This is a genomic window from Tepidiphilus olei (genome assembly GCF_006980705.1).
Taxonomy (GTDB): Bacteria; Pseudomonadota; Gammaproteobacteria; order Burkholderiales; family Rhodocyclaceae; genus Tepidiphilus; species Tepidiphilus olei.
The window spans coordinates 1-15,107 of sequence record NZ_SBHO01000013.1 but is presented as its reverse complement, the minus strand read 5'-3'; the positions used below and the strand labels follow the sequence as shown (position 1 = coordinate 15,107).

13 protein-coding genes and 1 pseudogene are annotated in these 15,107 nt (G+C 65.5%); 8 read left to right on the top strand and 6 right to left on the bottom strand.

Translation table 11 applies throughout. The features are described from left to right. The first annotated feature begins 41 nt into the window (after positions 1–41). Both EPD80_RS10815 and EPD80_RS10810 read left to right on the top strand, forming a co-directional pair. Complete coding sequence (locus EPD80_RS10815; protein ID WP_142811722.1) at positions 42–623, top strand: Maf family nucleotide pyrophosphatase; 582 nt, start codon at positions 42–44, stop codon at positions 621–623. After that, positions 620–1,333, top strand: coding sequence for an SAM-dependent methyltransferase (locus EPD80_RS10810; RefSeq protein ID WP_178086751.1), 714 nt, complete (start codon positions 620–622; stop codon positions 1,331–1,333). The genes EPD80_RS10815 and EPD80_RS10810 overlap by 4 nt, the downstream gene beginning before the upstream one ends. Here the strand turns inward: EPD80_RS10810 and EPD80_RS10805 are convergent. Together EPD80_RS10805 and EPD80_RS10800 are read right to left on the bottom strand one after the other, a co-directional pair. Then, entirely contained in the window at positions 1,280–1,966 is a 687-nt protein-coding gene (locus tag EPD80_RS10805; RefSeq protein ID WP_260677396.1) for an HAD family hydrolase, read from the bottom strand. The genes EPD80_RS10810 and EPD80_RS10805 overlap by 54 nt on opposite strands. Beyond that, positions 1,963–2,919 (bottom strand): RluA family pseudouridine synthase, encoded by a 957-nt coding sequence (locus EPD80_RS10800; RefSeq protein ID WP_206673329.1) that lies wholly within the window; start codon positions 2,917–2,919, stop codon positions 1,963–1,965. Before EPD80_RS10800 ends, EPD80_RS10805 begins: the two co-directional genes overlap by 4 nt. Positions 2,920–3,542: 623 nt before the next feature. Between EPD80_RS10800 and EPD80_RS10795 the strand changes: the two genes are divergently transcribed. Further along, on the top strand, positions 3,543–6,587 hold the full coding sequence (locus tag EPD80_RS10795) for an Rne/Rng family ribonuclease (protein WP_142811719.1): 3,045 nt from the start codon (positions 3,543–3,545) through the stop codon (positions 6,585–6,587). A gap of 45 nt (positions 6,588–6,632) precedes the next feature. Here EPD80_RS10795 and uvrB read toward each other — a convergent pair whose 3' ends face one another. Beyond that, positions 6,633–8,717 carry an excinuclease ABC subunit UvrB gene (gene uvrB, locus EPD80_RS10790; RefSeq protein WP_142811718.1) on the bottom strand — a complete coding sequence of 695 codons (2,085 nt, stop codon included), beginning with the start codon at positions 8,715–8,717 and terminating at the stop codon, positions 6,633–6,635. 100 nt (positions 8,718–8,817) lie between these two features. On the opposite strand from uvrB, the gene EPD80_RS10785 reads away from it, so the two are divergent. The 5 genes from EPD80_RS10785 (at position 8,818) to rraA (ending at position 13,518) form a co-directional block, all read left to right on the top strand. Continuing rightward, on the top strand, positions 8,818–10,026 hold the full coding sequence (locus EPD80_RS10785; RefSeq protein ID WP_142811716.1) for an amino acid aminotransferase: 1,209 nt from the start codon (positions 8,818–8,820) through the stop codon (positions 10,024–10,026). Positions 10,027–10,067: 41 nt separating this feature from the next. Further along, positions 10,068–10,304, top strand: a complete 237-nt coding sequence (locus EPD80_RS10780) for a hypothetical protein (RefSeq protein ID WP_142811714.1) — start codon at positions 10,068–10,070, stop codon at positions 10,302–10,304. A gap of 67 nt (positions 10,305–10,371) precedes the next feature. Further along, positions 10,372–10,680 (top strand): ATP-dependent Clp protease adapter ClpS, encoded by a 309-nt coding sequence (gene clpS / locus EPD80_RS10775; RefSeq protein WP_142805080.1) that lies wholly within the window; start codon positions 10,372–10,374, stop codon positions 10,678–10,680. 2 nt (positions 10,681–10,682) lie between these two features. Then, positions 10,683–12,962 (top strand): ATP-dependent Clp protease ATP-binding subunit ClpA, encoded by a 2,280-nt coding sequence (gene clpA / locus EPD80_RS10770; protein ID WP_142811712.1) that lies wholly within the window; start codon positions 10,683–10,685, stop codon positions 12,960–12,962. A 76-nt stretch (positions 12,963–13,038) separates the two neighbouring features. Further along, positions 13,039–13,518 carry a ribonuclease E activity regulator RraA gene (gene rraA, locus EPD80_RS10765; RefSeq protein WP_142811709.1) on the top strand — a complete coding sequence of 160 codons (480 nt, stop codon included), beginning with the start codon at positions 13,039–13,041 and terminating at the stop codon, positions 13,516–13,518. 251 nt (positions 13,519–13,769) lie between these two features. Here rraA and EPD80_RS10760 read toward each other — a convergent pair whose 3' ends face one another. The 3 genes and pseudogenes from EPD80_RS10760 to EPD80_RS11605 form a co-directional block, all read right to left on the bottom strand. Continuing rightward, on the bottom strand, positions 13,770–14,546 hold the full coding sequence (locus EPD80_RS10760; protein ID WP_142811707.1) for a class II glutamine amidotransferase: 777 nt from the start codon (positions 14,544–14,546) through the stop codon (positions 13,770–13,772). A gap of 106 nt (positions 14,547–14,652) precedes the next feature. Then, positions 14,653–14,793, bottom strand: a pseudogene (locus EPD80_RS10755) (transposase); the annotation flags it as partial. A gap of 112 nt (positions 14,794–14,905) precedes the next feature. Continuing rightward, a complete protein-coding gene (locus tag EPD80_RS11605) occupies positions 14,906–15,073 on the bottom strand; it encodes an HNH endonuclease (RefSeq protein WP_390613120.1) in 168 nt (55 codons plus the stop codon). Positions 15,074–15,107: the final 34 nt, after the last annotated feature.

Genomic DNA, 15,107 nt, shown 5'->3' with positions numbered 1-15,107 from the left:
TGATAAGATTTCCTGAAATTTTTGTCAAAAAATTCCTCTCCATGACGCGTCTCATCCTCGCTTCCACCTCGCCCTACCGCCGCCAGCTCCTCGAACGGTTCGGCCTGCCCTTCACTGCCCTCGCACCCCAAGTCGATGAAACGCCGCTGCCCGGCGAACCCCCGGCACGGACGGCCCGGCGACTGGCCGAAGCCAAGGCCCGAGCGGTCGCGGCGACGCTCGACGAAGCCTGCCACGTCATCGGCAGCGACCAGGTCGCCCATCTCGGCGACGAGCGTTTCGGCAAACCGGGGAGCGTGGAGCGTGCCGTTGCGCAACTGCAGCGCATGCGCGGCCGGACGGTCGAATTTTCCACCGCCGTGTGCGTGCTCGACGAGCAAGGTCGCGCCCAGACCGAACTCGTGCCCACCCGGGTGCGCTTTCGCGCCGACCTCACCGACGCGGAACTCGTGCGCTACGTCGAGCGCGAACGGCCGCTCGACTGCGCCGGCAGCGCCAAGGCCGAGGGGCTCGGCATCGCCCTGCTCGAGGTGATCGAATCGAGCGACCCCACCGCCCTCATCGGCCTGCCGCTCATCGCCACGGCGCGGATGCTGCGCCGACTCGGCTGGACGCTGCCGTGACCCCCGGGCGATTGCTGCTCATCCCCACGCCGCTGGGCGATGAAGGGCCGCCGCTGCTGCCGCCGGAACATCTACGCGAAGTGCAGCGCCTGCGCCGTTTCGTCGTCGAAAACGAGAAACCGGCCCGCGCCGCCCTCAAACGCCTAGGACATCCAGGGCCAATTGCCGAATTACTGCTGCAGCGCATCCCCGACGCGCCGACGCCGGCCGCCCTGGACGTACTGCTCGCGCCTTGCCTCGAGGGCGAAGATCTCGGCCTGATGTCCGATGCCGGCTGCCCCGGGGTGGCCGACCCCGGAGCGGCGCTGGTCGCCCGGGCGCACGGGCGCGGCATTGCCGTGGTGCCGCTCGTCGGTCCCTCGGCCCTCCTGCTCGCGCTCATGGGCAGCGGCCTCGAGGGCCAGCGTTTCACCTTTCACGGTTACCTGCCGATCCCGGCGCCGGAGCGCGCCACCGCGATCGCCGCGCTGGAAGCGGCCTCACGCGCCCACCAGCAAAGCCAATTCTTCATCGAAACGCCGTACCGTAACGATCGCATGCTCGAAACCCTGGTGCGGGTGCTGGCGCCGACGACGCTGCTGTGCGTGGCCTGCCATCTCACTCAACCGGATCAATGGATCCGCACCGCCCCCGTCGCACGCTGGCGCGCCGACCCCTTACCGACGCTCGGCAAGCGCCCGACCGTCTTCGGCTTTCTCGCCCAGCACTAGCGGCGCGAGCGCGCCCGCACAATCCACCACCGACAACGGTCGCAGGGCCGTGAGCGCCTCGCGCGGATGCGCCCCGTAGGCCACGCCAATGGCGGACGTTCCCGCCGCCTGGGCCATGAGCAGATCGTGCGTCGTATCGCCGACCATCACCGCCCGCTCGGGCGGAACCGCAAACTCTGCCAGCAGCTCGTGCAGCATCTGTGGATGCGGTTTGGAATGGCACTCATCGGCGGTGCGCGAGGCCATCACGTAGCGGCGCAAGCCCGAATGATCGAGCGCACGCTCCAGCCCCAGCCGGCTCTTTCCGGTGGCCACCGCCACGTAGCGCCCGGCCGCCGCGAGCCGCGCAAGCAGCTCCTCGACACCGGGAAAGAGCTCGAGCTCGCCGTCGTGCGACAAGTAATGGTGGCGGTAGCGCGCCGCCATCTCCGGGTAGCGCTGCGCCGGCAACTCGGGCAGTGCCAGACGCAAGGCATCGGTCAAGCCCAGGCCGATCACCTGCCGCGCCCGCTGCGCCGGCGGAGGCGGCACGCCCAGATCCTCGGCGGCACGCTGCATCGCCCGCACGATGGCTGCCGTCGAATCCATCAGCGTTCCATCCCAATCGAATACCACCAGATCGAATGCGCTCACCCCTCCTCCCCCGGGCCCAGATCAGCCAAAAATTCCCGCAATTCCGGCGGCAATGGCGCCTCCAGGTCGAGGCGCACCCCCGAGCGCGGATGCATGAAAGAAAGAAAAGCCGCATGCAGGAACATGCGATCGAATCCCGATCGCGCCAGCGCCTTGTTGGCGGCGAAACGACCGTACTTCTCGTCTCCCACCAAGGGATGCCCCAGATGCGCCATATGCACGCGAATCTGATGCGTGCGCCCGGTCTTCAGTTCCACTTCCACCAAGGTATAACCCGCCTGCGGCCAGCGCCGCAGGCGCCGCACGATGCTGTGCGCGACCTTCCCCTCGGAGCTGACGCGCACGCGCCGCTCCCCTTCCGGCGTGAGGTACTTGAAGAGCGGCGCGCGCACGTGCTGCACGTGCTGCTCGACGAGGCCGTGGACCAAGGCGAGATAGCGCTTGCGCACCTGCCCGGCGCGCAAGGCATCCTGCAGCGCCTTCAGGGCCGAGCGGCGCTTCGCCACCATCAGCAGACCGGAAGTTTCGCGATCGAGCCGATGCACCAGCTCGAGCAGCGGTGCCGCCGGACGCTCGGCGCGCAAGCGTTCGATCACCCCGAACGACACGCCCGAGCCGCCATGCACCGCCAAGCCGGCCGGCTTGTCGAGGACGAGCAAGTCTTCATCCTCATGGATCACTGGCAGCGGCGGCCCGGCGGGAATCGCCGGACGCACGGGTGCCTCGGCCACGCGCACCGGCGGCACCCGCACCCTCTGTCCCTGCTCGAGGCGTGTCTGCGCCTGCGCCCGACGGCCGTCGACGCGCACCTCGCCGCTGCGGATGATGCGATAGACGTGACTCTTCGGCACCCCCTTGAGGTGGCGCAAGAGGTAATTGTCCAGGCGCTGCCCGGCGCCCGCCTCATCGACGCACCACTCCTGCGCCGCGGGAGAAATTTTGCGTTCCATCATCTTCCCGAATATACTATCGCTTCGATTCACGGTCGAGTCGTCGTGTAACGTCCACCCGGAGTGGACCGACTTCGAGCGGTCGAGCCCGTCGAGAAGACGTCGTGCTCCCGCCCGACCGGAATCGAAGGGCGCGCGAACGAACCTGCTGCCAGCAGCCGCAAGGCAAGTTGCCCGGAGCACAGATGCCAGACCATCTCGACGAGATGGGCAAACACCCGAGCGCCGGAGAACGTCTCCATACGGCTGTGCAGCGAATTGATCGCGATGTCCCGAAAGAACGCTTCGCGCCGGGAGCTCCAGTCTCATGCCCCTTGCCGAAGCCACCAGCGGAACACCAGGGTCGCCCGGCCACAGACTTTTTTCTCAACTTGAACGGCTTGGGCGGACACGAACAGGAATGCAGCAACGCCGCACCGACAGCGGAGCGGCACGAGACCGAAGAGACGATCGACGACATGGTGCCACCGAGATCCGGCCCCACGACCCCCGCAATGCACGGCGCAGCTCCTTGCTCCGTGAGGCCTGCCTGGCCGCCGCGGAACGGTGCTCCTGCGCACTGACGTCGAACCCTCGTCGGGCCACTGCCCGTTCGTGTCCGTCCCGAGCGCGGGAGTAAGGACACGATGAAACGCATGCTCTTCAATGCGACGCAGCCAGAAGAACTGCGCGTCGCCATCGTCGATGGTCAAAAGCTCATCGACTTCGACATCGAATCGGCAGCACACGAACAGCGCAAAGGCAACATCTACAAAGCGGTGATTACCCGTATCGAGCCCAGTCTCGAAGCGGTATTCGTCGACTACGGTGAAGACCGTCACGGTTTCCTTCCTTTCAAGGAAGTCGCCCGCACCTACTGGAAAAGTACCGAAGCCAACGGTCGCACCCGGGTGCAAGACGCGCTCTCGGTGGGGCAAGAGCTCATCGTCCAGGTGGAAAAAGACGAACGCGGCAACAAGGGCGCGGCGCTCACCACCTACATTTCGCTCGCTGGCCGCTATCTCGTGCTCATGCCCAACAACCCGCGCGGCGGTGGTGTGTCACGACGCATCGACGGCGAGGAGCGGGCCGAACTCAAGGCGCTGCTCGAGGAACTCGACGTCCCCGAAGGCATGAGCCTGATTGCGCGCACCGCCGCCATCGGTCGCACGCGCGACGAGCTGCAATGGGACCTCGACTATCTCCTCAAGCTATGGCGCGCGATCGAAGAAGCCGCCTCCTCCCAGTCCGGCCCCTTCCTCATCTACCAAGAAAGCGCCTTGGTGATCCGAGCGATCCGTGACTACTTCCAGCCCGATATCGGCGAAATTCTCTGCGACACCGACGACATCTGCGAGCAGGCGCGCCAATTCATGGCCCACGTCATGCCCGACTTCGTGCCCCGCGTCAAGCGCTACCAGGACGACGTCCCGCTCTTCTCCCGTTTCCAGATCGAGCACCAGATCGAGACGGCCTTCTCGCGCCAGGTGAATCTGCCGAGCGGCGGAGCGATCGTCATCGATCACACCGAAGCGCTGGTGGCCATCGACGTCAATTCCGGCCGTGCCACCAAGGGAGCCGACATCGAAGAGACCGCACTCAAGACCAACCTGGAAGCCGCGGACGAAATCGCCCGCCAATTGCGCCTGCGCGACCTCGGCGGGCTCATCGTCATCGACTTCATCGACATGGATGCGGCCAAGAATCAACGCGAAGTGGAGAATCGCCTCAAGGATGCGATCAAACACGACCGCGCCCGCGTTCAGCTGGGCAAAATCAGCAAATTCGGACTGCTAGAGCTCTCGCGCCAACGGTTGCGCCCGGCACTCGCCGAGACGAGCTACATCCCCTGCCCGCGCTGCACCGGCACCGGTCACATTCGCAGCACCGAGTCGGCGGCGCTACACATCCTGCGCCTGATCGAAGAAGAAGCGATCAAGGAAAACACCGCAGCCGTCTATACGCAAGTGCCCGTCGATGTCGCCACCTTCCTGCTCAACGAAAAACGCGTCGACATCGCCCGCATCGAGGCACGCCACAAGGTGCGCATCGTCGTCATCCCCAACCGGCACATGGAAACCCCCGTCCACGAAGTGGTGCGTCTGCGTCACGATCAACTCGATGCGCACGACGTCGCCCTGGTGAGCTACGAGCTCGCCACGCCGCCCGCGCCCGAACCCAATCGCCTCGTCGATCTCTCGGACAAGCCTGCCCGGCGGCAGGTCGCTGCCGTCAAGGGAATCACCCCCGAGACACCGCCGCCCTCTGCGAGCAGCCCGCCCCCTTCCGTGCCCCCCACCCCCGAGACTCCAGAGGTGAAAGCCGCACCGGCCCCTCTGGTGCAGCGTCTCAAATCCTGGCTCCGCAGTCTCATGGGGCCTGGCGGCAACGAGCCGCCCAAAGCCGAAGAACCCGCTACGCCGCCGGCCGAGCCCGAGGCGTCCGAATCGGCCCGCCGCCCCGAGGGCCGTCGCCAGCCGAGAACCCGAAGCAGCGACAACGGACACCGTGGCGACCGTCCCTCACGTGAATCGAGCCGGCGCCGCGCAGAATCTTCGGAGCGACCCGGCGCACGTCCAGCCTCCTCAGCGCCCCAAAGCGCTACCGTCTCGGACAAGAGCTCAACGCAGCCTCGCACCGCAACGTCACCGAGCTCCTCCGGCAGCATCGAGGCGCCCCCCACCACCCTGGCCACGGTACACGAAGCTGCCGAATCCCTCGAAGGCGCCCCACCCACGACCGAGAGCACCTCGGAGGCCACCGTCAAGCGCCGGCGTCGTTCGCGCTCGCGCCGCAAGGTCATGGGAGAAACCGCCGAGGCGATCGAAGCCGCCGAGACCGAAGAAACGGGGCAAAACGAAGCCGACCTTGCTGCCAGCGACGAATCCGCTCGGACCGATGAGATCGCCCCGGCACGCAAAGCCGCAACGAAGCGCGCCGATGCCACCGAGGAAGCGCTGCCCACCGAGCCCGCCGCTTCCGAGCAAAAGGCAGGTGATCTGCCCGCCATCGTGCCGCCACGACTCCCCGAACCGACGATCGAATCGCGGCGTTCGGACGCGTATATCGAAGCCGCAACCCCACACGCCACCGTGACGCCTCGCGCGGATGCCCCAACGACCGAATGGCAGGCCGATTCCCAGGCGCTTCGGCACCCGCGTGACGAAAGCGAACCAACAACCCGAGATGCCGAAGCACTCGCACCGCTGCCGCTCGCCGGCCCGGCACCCGAAGCGATGCAGCTCCCCGCCAGCCACGCCACGAAAAGGGAACACCCCGAGCCGACCGAGCAAACGCCGGCCACTCGCCCGACACTCCAGGAAGCCCCGGCAGCCCCCGAGGGTGGAGAAGCGGCTCCTCCCCCATCATCGAGCGAACCTCGTGCGCCGAGCACTTCGACGCACCGCGAATCTGCCATGGCAAGCACGCCGGCCGCCCCTCCTCCCGCACCTGCACCGGAAATGACTTCAGAATCCCTGCGCGAGATCCTCGCCGCCGCCGGCCTGCAGTGGGTGGAGACCGATCCGGCCAAGCTCGCCGAGCTCGAGCCCACCGAAGTGATCGTACGGCTCGGCCGCCCCGTGGTGCGCCCGCCCAAGATCGAGGAAGGGCCGCTGGTGCAGGTAGAGACCAAACGATCCTCTGTCGAATCGACCCCCGCCGTCGCCGACGAGCAACCTCCCGCCGCCTGAAAAAAGGCGCGGCAAACGCCGCGCCCTTCAACTTTCCTCGTTTCCTCACTCCTCGAGCGAGGCGTGGGGATCGGCACCGAAGACACGCGCGCGCAAGCGAAAGAGCCGGTCGCGCACCTGCGCCGCTGCCTCGAACTCCAGATTGCGCGCGTGCTCCAGCATCTCCTTCTCCAGCCGGGTGATCGCCCGCGCCACCGCCTTCTCGTCGGCTGGGTCGATGGACTCTTCCCAGTGCACCTCGGTCGCGGCGACGGCCCGCGCCGAGGGCCGATTCTCGCCCTCTTCACCATAGACCCCGTCGATGATGTCCTTGATGCGCTTGGTCACACCGCGCGGGGTGATGCCGTGCTCGGCGTTGTAGGCGAGCTGCTTGGCGCGGCGCCGCTCGGTCTCGTCGATGGCGCGGCGCATCGACTCGGTGACGCGGTCGGCGTAGAGGATGGCCGTGCCGTGGAGATTGCGCGCCGCCCGCCCGATCGTCTGGATGAGCGAGCGCTCGGAGCGCAGAAACCCCTCCTTGTCCGCGTCCAGGATCGCCACCAGCGACACCTCGGGGATGTCCAACCCCTCGCGCAGCAGGTTGATCCCCACCAGCACGTCGAATTCCCCCAGACGCAGGTCGCGGATGATCTCCACGCGCTCGACCGTGTCGATGTCCGAATGCAGGTAGCGCGCGCGCACGCCGTTCTCGTTGAGATACTCCGTCAAATCTTCGGCCATGCGCTTGGTGAGCGTGGTCACCAGCACGCGCTCGCCGGCGGCCACGCGACGCTTGGCTTCGGCGAGCAGGTCATCGACCTGGGTCGAAGCCGGGCGCACGATCACTTCCGGGTCGACCAGCCCCGTGGGGCGCACCACCTGCTCCACGAGCTGCTGCTGGTGCGTCGTCTCGTACTCGCCGGGCGTGGCCGAGACGAAGATCGTCTGCGGCATCAATCGCTCGAACTCCTCCCAGGTGAGTGGCCGGTTGTCGAGCGCCGAAGGTAGGCGAAAGCCATATTCGACGAGGTTCTCCTTGCGCGAACGGTCGCCGCGGAACATCCCCCCGATCTGCCCCACCGTCACGTGCGACTCGTCGATGAAGAGCAGCGCATCGGCCGGCAGGTAGTCCATGAGCGTGGGCGGAGGCTCGCCCGGACGGCGTCCCGACAGATGCCGGGAATAGTTCTCGATGCCCTTGCAAAATCCCATCTCGGAGAGCATCTCCAGGTCGAAGAGCGTGCGCTGCTCCAGACGCTGCGCCTCCACCAGCTTGCCGCACTCCAGCAGCCACGCCTTGCGCTCGCGCAGCTCCTCCTTGATCGAGTCGATCGCGCGCAAGACGGTGGCACGCGGCGTCACATAATGGCTCGAAGGATAGACGGTGAAGCGCACGAGCTTGTGCACCAGATGGCCGGTGAGCGGATCGAAGAGCGTAAGATGCTCGATCTCGTCGTCGAAGAGCTCGATGCGTAGCGCGTACTCCGCGCTCTCGGCCGGGAAGACGTCGATCACCTCGCCGCGCACGCGGAATGTGCCGCGGCGGAAATCCGCGTCGGCGCGCTCGTACTGCATCTGCACCAGACGCTCGATGATGGCGCGCTGCCCCATGCGCTCGCCCTCGCGCAGGTGCAAGACCATCGAGTGGTAATCGACCGGGTCGCCGATGCCGTAGATGCACGAGACGGTGGCCACGATCACCACGTCGCGCCGCTCCATCAGGCTCTTGGTCGCCGACAGGCGCATCTGCTCGATGTGCGCGTTGACGCTCGAATCCTTCTCGATGTAGAGGTCGCGGCTGGGCACGTAGGCTTCGGGCTGATAATAGTCGTAATACGAGACGAAGTATTCGACGGCGTTCTTGGGGAAGAACTCGCGGAACTCGGCATAGAGCTGGGCGGCGAGCGTCTTGTTCGGCGCCATCACCAGGGCCGGGCGCCCGCAGCGGGCGATCACGTTGGCCATGGTGTAAGTCTTGCCCGAACCGGTCACCCCCAGCAGCGTCTGAAACATCAGCCCGTCGCGGATGCCCGATACCAGCGCCTCGATCGCCTGCGGCTGGTCACCGGCCGGCGGATAGGGCTGGAAGAGCTCGAACGGGCTGCCCGGAAAGCGCACGAAGCGCCCGCTGGAGGAAGGAAGTTCGGCCATGCTACAATTTCCTTTTTAGGCGGTAGCCTTGCGACATCTTACCCCGAAGCGGGTTCCCGCAAGGCACAGCCCGATGGTCCAGCCTCAGGAGCCCCGATCCATGTCCCGCAGTCTCTTTGCCGCGGTCGAACTCGCGCCGCGCGACCCCATCCTCGGACTCAACGAAGCCTTCGCCGCCGACCCGCGCCCGCAGAAAGTGAACCTCGGCGTAGGCGTGTATTACGACGAAGAAGGACGCATTCCGCTGCTCGCCTCGGTGAAGACCGCCGAGGAAGCGCGCGTGCGTCAGGCCAAGCCGCGCGGCTACCAGCCCATCGAAGGCCCGGCCGCCTACACCGGCGCCGTGCAGCGTCTGCTCTTTGGCGCCAATTCCCCGCTGCTCGCCGAAGGGCGCGTCGTCACCGCCCAAGGGCTGGGCGGCACCGGGGCGCTGCGCATCGGCGGTGATCTCCTCAAGCGCATCGTGCCCGAGGCCACCGTCTACATCTCCGACCCCAGCTGGGAAAACCATCGCGGCATCTTCGAGGCCGCAGGCTTTCCCGTGCACACCTACCGCTACTACGATCCCAGCACCGGCGGAGTGGATTTCGCCGGCATGAAGGCGGCGCTCGCGGCCATGGCCCCGCGCAGCATCGTCGTGCTGCACGCCTGCTGCCACAACCCCACCGGAGCCGATCTCACCGAAGCGCAGTGGAAAGAAGTCGCCCAAGCCTGCGTGGCGGGCGAGCTCGTCCCCTTCCTCGACATGGCCTACCAGGGTTTCGCCGAAGGAATCGACGCCGACGCCGCGGCGGTGCGCCATTTCCTCGCCACCGGCATCCCCTTCTTCGTCTCGAGCTCGTTTTCGAAGAATTTCTCCCTCTACGGCGAGCGCGTCGGGGCGCTGTCCATCGTCACGGGCTCGCGTGACGAGGCCGAGCGGGTGCTGTCGCAGCTCAAGCGCGTCATCCGCACCAACTACTCCAACCCGCCCTCGCACGGCGCGGCGCTCGTGGCCGACGTGCTCGCCTCGAGCGAGCTGCGCGCACAATGGGAAGAAGAGCTCGGCGGCATGCGCCGACGCATCCGCGCCATGCGCGAAGGGCTGCGCCAGCGCCTGGAAGCCGCCGTGCCGGGCAAGGACTTCTCCTTCGTCACCGGCCAGCGCGGCATGTTCTCCTACACCGGGCTCACCCCCGAGCAGGTCGAACGGCTCAAGAGCGAGTACGGCATCTACGCCGTGCGCTCCGGGCGCATCTGCATCGCCGCGCTCAACGCGCGCAACCTCGACTACGTCGCCGAAGCGATCGCCGCCGTCCTGCGCGGCTGAGCCCCTTTCCGCCGCCCCGCGCGGGGCGGCACCCCTCCCCCATGAACGAACTCGACGCATTCCTCGAACACCTCATCTGGCGCACTCCCTCGGGCGAAGCGATCGGCTGTACGGAAAAGCGCAAAGTCCTGCGCGAGAATCTCGAGGAACTCGCCCAGATGCTCAAGGATACCCTCGACGACGCGCTCCTCATGGGCGTGAGCGAACGTCAGGTACGCGAAGTGTTCCATGCCCTGATCGATCGCATCGAAAGCGATTTTTCCGAACGCGACGATTGAGCGCAACGATTGATCACATCGTCAGCGCCGGGGTTGCGTTTGGGCACGGACGCATTAGAATGAAACCATGACGACACGGCATACCACCATCCCGATCCTCGAGAAAGAAGAGGCGCGGGTTACTCCCCCGCGGTTCTACAAGGTGCTGTTGCTCAACGACGACTACACCCCCATGGACTTCGTGGTGATCGTGCTGGAGCGTTTTTTTCACATGGGCCGCGAACGCGCGACGCAAATCATGCTCAAAGTCCATCATGAGGGGATGGCAGTGTGTGGCGTCTATCCGAAAGACATCGCCGCCACCAAGGTCGAACAAGTCACGACCTTTGCCCGGCAACACGGACACCCCCTCGCCTGCGTCATGGAGGAAGTTTGAAAATGATCGCCCAAGAGCTAGAAGTCACCTTACACATGGCGTTCGTCGACGCGCGGCAGAAGCGGCACGAATACGTCACCGTCGAGCACCTGCTGCTCGCCCTGCTCGACAACCCGTCGGCGGCCGATGCGTTGCGTGCGGTGGGGGCCAATTTCGACGAATTGCGCCGAGAATTGTCGCAGTTCATCGACACGCACGTGCCCCGCGTGCCGGGCAACGGTGAGGTCGACACCCAACCCACGCTGGGCTTCCAGCGCGTCATCCAGCGCGCCATCCTGCACGTACAATCCTCGGGCAAGGCCGAAGTGGTCGGCGCCAACGTGCTGGTGGCGATTTTCGGCGAGAAGGATTCGCACGCGCTCTATTTGCTGCAGCGGCAGAAGATCACCCGTCTCGACCTCGTCAACTACCTCTCGCACGGCATCGTCAAGTCGCGCAGCGCCGCGGGGGGACAAAACAGCAACGCCAAGACCAGACCCGAGCCGGCAGAAGAAGAAGACACCCAGCAAAACGCCGGCGGCGCGCTGGAGAACTTCACCGTCAATCTCAACCAGCTCGCCCGCGAAGGCAAGATCGACCCGCTCATCGGCCGTGGCACCGAGCTCGAACGCGTCATCCAAACGCTCTGCCGCCGGCGCAAGAACAATCCCCTGCTCGTGGGCGAAGCCGGCGTGGGCAAGACGGCCATTGCCGAAGGGCTCGCGCGCATGATCGTCGAAGGCAAGGTGCCCGAGATCCTCGCCAATGCCCAGGTCTACGCGCTCGACATGGGGGCGCTGCTTGCCGGCACGAAGTACCGCGGCGACTTCGAACAGCGCCTCAAGGCCGTGCTCAAGCAGCTGAAAGAGCGGCCCAACGCCATCCTCTTCATCGACGAGATCCACACCCTGATCGGCGCAGGCGCCGCCTCGGGCGGCACGCTCGATGCCTCCAACCTGCTCAAGCCGGCCCTCTCCAGTGGTCAGCTCAAGTGCATCGGCGCCACCACGTACGCCGAATACCGCCAGATCTTCGAAAAGGATCACGCCCTGTCGCGCCGTTTCCAGAAGATCGACGTTCCCGAACCGAGCGTGGAAGACACCATCGCCATCCTCAAGGGGCTGCGCAGCCGCTTCGAAGCGCACCACAACGTGAAATACTCCACCGCGGCGCTGCATGCCGCCGCCGAGCTCGCGGCGCGTTTCATCACCGATCGGCAGCTGCCGGACAAGGCGATCGACGTCATCGACGAAGCCGGCGCGGCGCAGAAGATCCTGCCCAAGAACAAGCAGAAAAAAGTGATCGGCAAAGGCGAGATCGAGGCGATCGTCGCCAAGATTGCGCGCATCCCGCCGCGTACCGTGGCCGCCGACGACCGCGAGAAACTCGCCAGCCTCGAGCGCGACCTGAAGAGCGTCGTCTTCGGGCAGGACGCGGCGATCGAGGCGCTCGCCCGCGCCATCAAGATGTCGCGCTCGGGCCTGGGCAATCCGCAGAAACCCATCGGCGCCTTCCTCTTCTCCGGCCCCACCGGCGTGGGCAAGACCGAAGTCGCCCGCCAGCTCGCCTACACGCTGGGGATCGACCTCATCCGCTTCGACATGTCGGAGTACATGGAACGGCACACGGTAAGCCGCCTGATCGGCGCGCCGCCGGGCTACGTCGGCTTCGAACAGGGGGGGCTCCTCACCGAAGCGGTGATGAAGAAACCGCACTGCGTGCTGCTGCTCGACGAAATCGAGAAGGCGCACCCGGACGTGTTCAACATCCTCCTGCAGGTGATGGACCACGGCACGCTCACCGACGCCAACGGCCGCTCGACCGACTTCCGCAACGTCATCATCATCATGACGACGAACGCGGGTGCCGAGACGATGCAAAAGAGCACCATCGGCTTCGCCTCCAAGCGCGAGGCCGGCGACGAGATGAGCGAGCTCAAGCGGATCTTCTCGCCGGAGTTCCGCAACCGGCTCGACGCGATCATCTCCTTCAAGCCGCTCGACAACGAGATCATCCAGCGCGTCGTCGAGAAATTCCTCATGCAGCTCGAAGCCCAGCTGCACGAGCGCAAGGTCGAGGTGCACTTCACCGACGAACTCAAGGCCTGGCTCGCCGCCAAGGGGTTCGACCCGCTCATGGGCGCGCGCCCCATGGCCCGGCTCATCCAGGACACGATCCGCGCCGCGCTCGCCGACGAGCTCCTCTTCGGGCGGCTGGTGAACGGCGGGCACGTCACGATCGACGTCGATGCCGAAGGCAAGGTGAAGCTGCTCTTCGACGAAGAAGCCGTGCTCGAATCCTGAACCCGGGTGGACGCCATACCGCGTCCGAGCTGCTGCTAGAATCTCCGGTCGTCTTCCACCGACCGGAGATTTTTTTATGGACTTCCATACCGCCGACCTGTGTGACGCGCACGAAGACCGCGTGCGCGTGCTCGCCCCCATGCTGCGCTCCTATGGCGGCGCCCGCGCCGCGGGCGGGCCCGTGCGCACCCTGAAAATTTTCGAGGACAACGCGCTGGTGCGCGAGATGCTCGCCGAGCCCGGCCAGGGCGCGATGCTGGTGATCGACGGCGGGGGGTCCCTTCGCCGGGCGCTCCTGGGTGACAACCTCGCCGAACTCGCGGTGAAGAACGGCTGGGCCGGGGTCATCGTCTATGGCTGCATCCGCGACTCAGCCGCCATCGGCCGTCTTCCCTTGGGGGTCTGGGCGCTCGCCACCCATCCGCAGAAAACGGTGAAACGCGGCGAAGGGCAGCGCGACATTGCGGTCAGTTTCGGCGGCGTCACCTTCGTGCCGGGGATGTTCGCCTATGCCGACGAAGACGGCGTGATCGTGTCCGATACTCCCCTACGATGAAAAACCTTGAGGGGCACATCGGCGTGGAAGCGGCCTCCGGCCTTGTGCCCATAGTGCTCGGCACGGCTACCAACGTCAGCGATGTCATGCAAGCAACACACCCCAAGGCGCGAAAAATTCCACCCTCTCGGAAATGTTCGCCCCATTCTGCCCCGGAAACTGGATACTCCTCGGCGAGAAAAGCTCGCAGGCTTACTTGTTCAGCGTCCCACTAGTCTACACCTCGGTTCATCTCGCGCACGCGGGAACATTCACCCTGCGAGTTCTTCCACCGCTCCATCGCAAAAGCTCACCAGCGTCCCCGGCGGAATCGGAGTCCAGGTTTCGTTGTCGGTGAGCGGCGTGGTGGCGATCACCGCCACGCGATCCCGAGGCGTGGTCACCTCGCTGAAGTCCATCGTCAAGTCCTCGTCACACAGATGCGCCGCAGCAAAGGGCGCCTGGCGCACGAGATGGCACAGACGGGTCGAGGCGTGCGCGTAGAGCCGCTCACCGTTGGAGAGCAGAAAGTTGAATTCCCCGTGCGCGGCGATTTTCCCCACCACCTCGCGCAGCGTGGCGAAGAGCGCCGCCGGTGCCGGTGGTCCATCGGGAAAACGCCGCGCCAAGGTATCGAGCAGGTGGCAGAAGGCCCGTTCCGAATCGGTATCCCCCACGGGCAGGAAACGGCCGCTCAAAGGAGGCGCATAGTCGAGGAGATTGCCGTTGTGCGCAAAGACCCAATAGCGTCCCCACAGCTCGCGCACGAAAGGGTGCGTGTTCTCCAGCCGCACCACCCCTTGCGTGGCCTTGCGGATGTGGGCGATCACGTTGAGCGAACGGATGGGGTAGTGGCGCACGAGCTCGGCGATCGGCGAATCTGCACTCGGCTGTGGATCGAGGAAGACGCGCACGCCGCGGCCCTCGAAAAAAGCGATCCCCCAGCCGTCGCGATGGTGGTCGGTGCGTCCGCCCCGCGCGCGGAAGCCGGTGAAGGAAAAGCAGATATCGGTGGGAACGTTGCAGTTCATGCCAAGCAGCTGGCACATAGACAGACCTCACGAGGACGACGTGGTAACGACGGAAGACAGTCTAACGCAAGGTTGTGCAACCTTTTTTCTGTAAATTTCCGTGGTGTTGGTCATGACGCTGGGGTTACGGGTTGAGGTTGAGATAGACCTTGCCGGTCATCCACTCGTCGTCGAGTTCGGCCAGCAGCGCCGAGACCAGGCGCAGGCAGGAATCCATGTTGGGGAAGATGCTGGCCACTCGGGTGCGTCGTCGCAGTTCCCGGTGTCGGGTAGCAGGACGGCATTACTGCCGCCCCGCCCCCTAAGAACCGTACGTGCGAGTTTCCCCGCATACGGCTCAAGCCTCTGCTAAGCTCCTTTTGACAGGAGCCGGCAGTTCACTTACCACCTTGGCTGTGGAGCTGTCTGTGGCAGTTCGGGTGAAGGAGTTGCAGGTTAAAGATTGAGTCCGTTCCACCGTGAGATTTCGGAAGGACGTGATGGATATTCCATCCGGTTTCCTTCGTAATTTTCTCTCCGCATTCCGGACAGTTCCCTTCCTGCATGAGCCAAAGCGTCCGCAGTTTCCTCCTTCCCTTA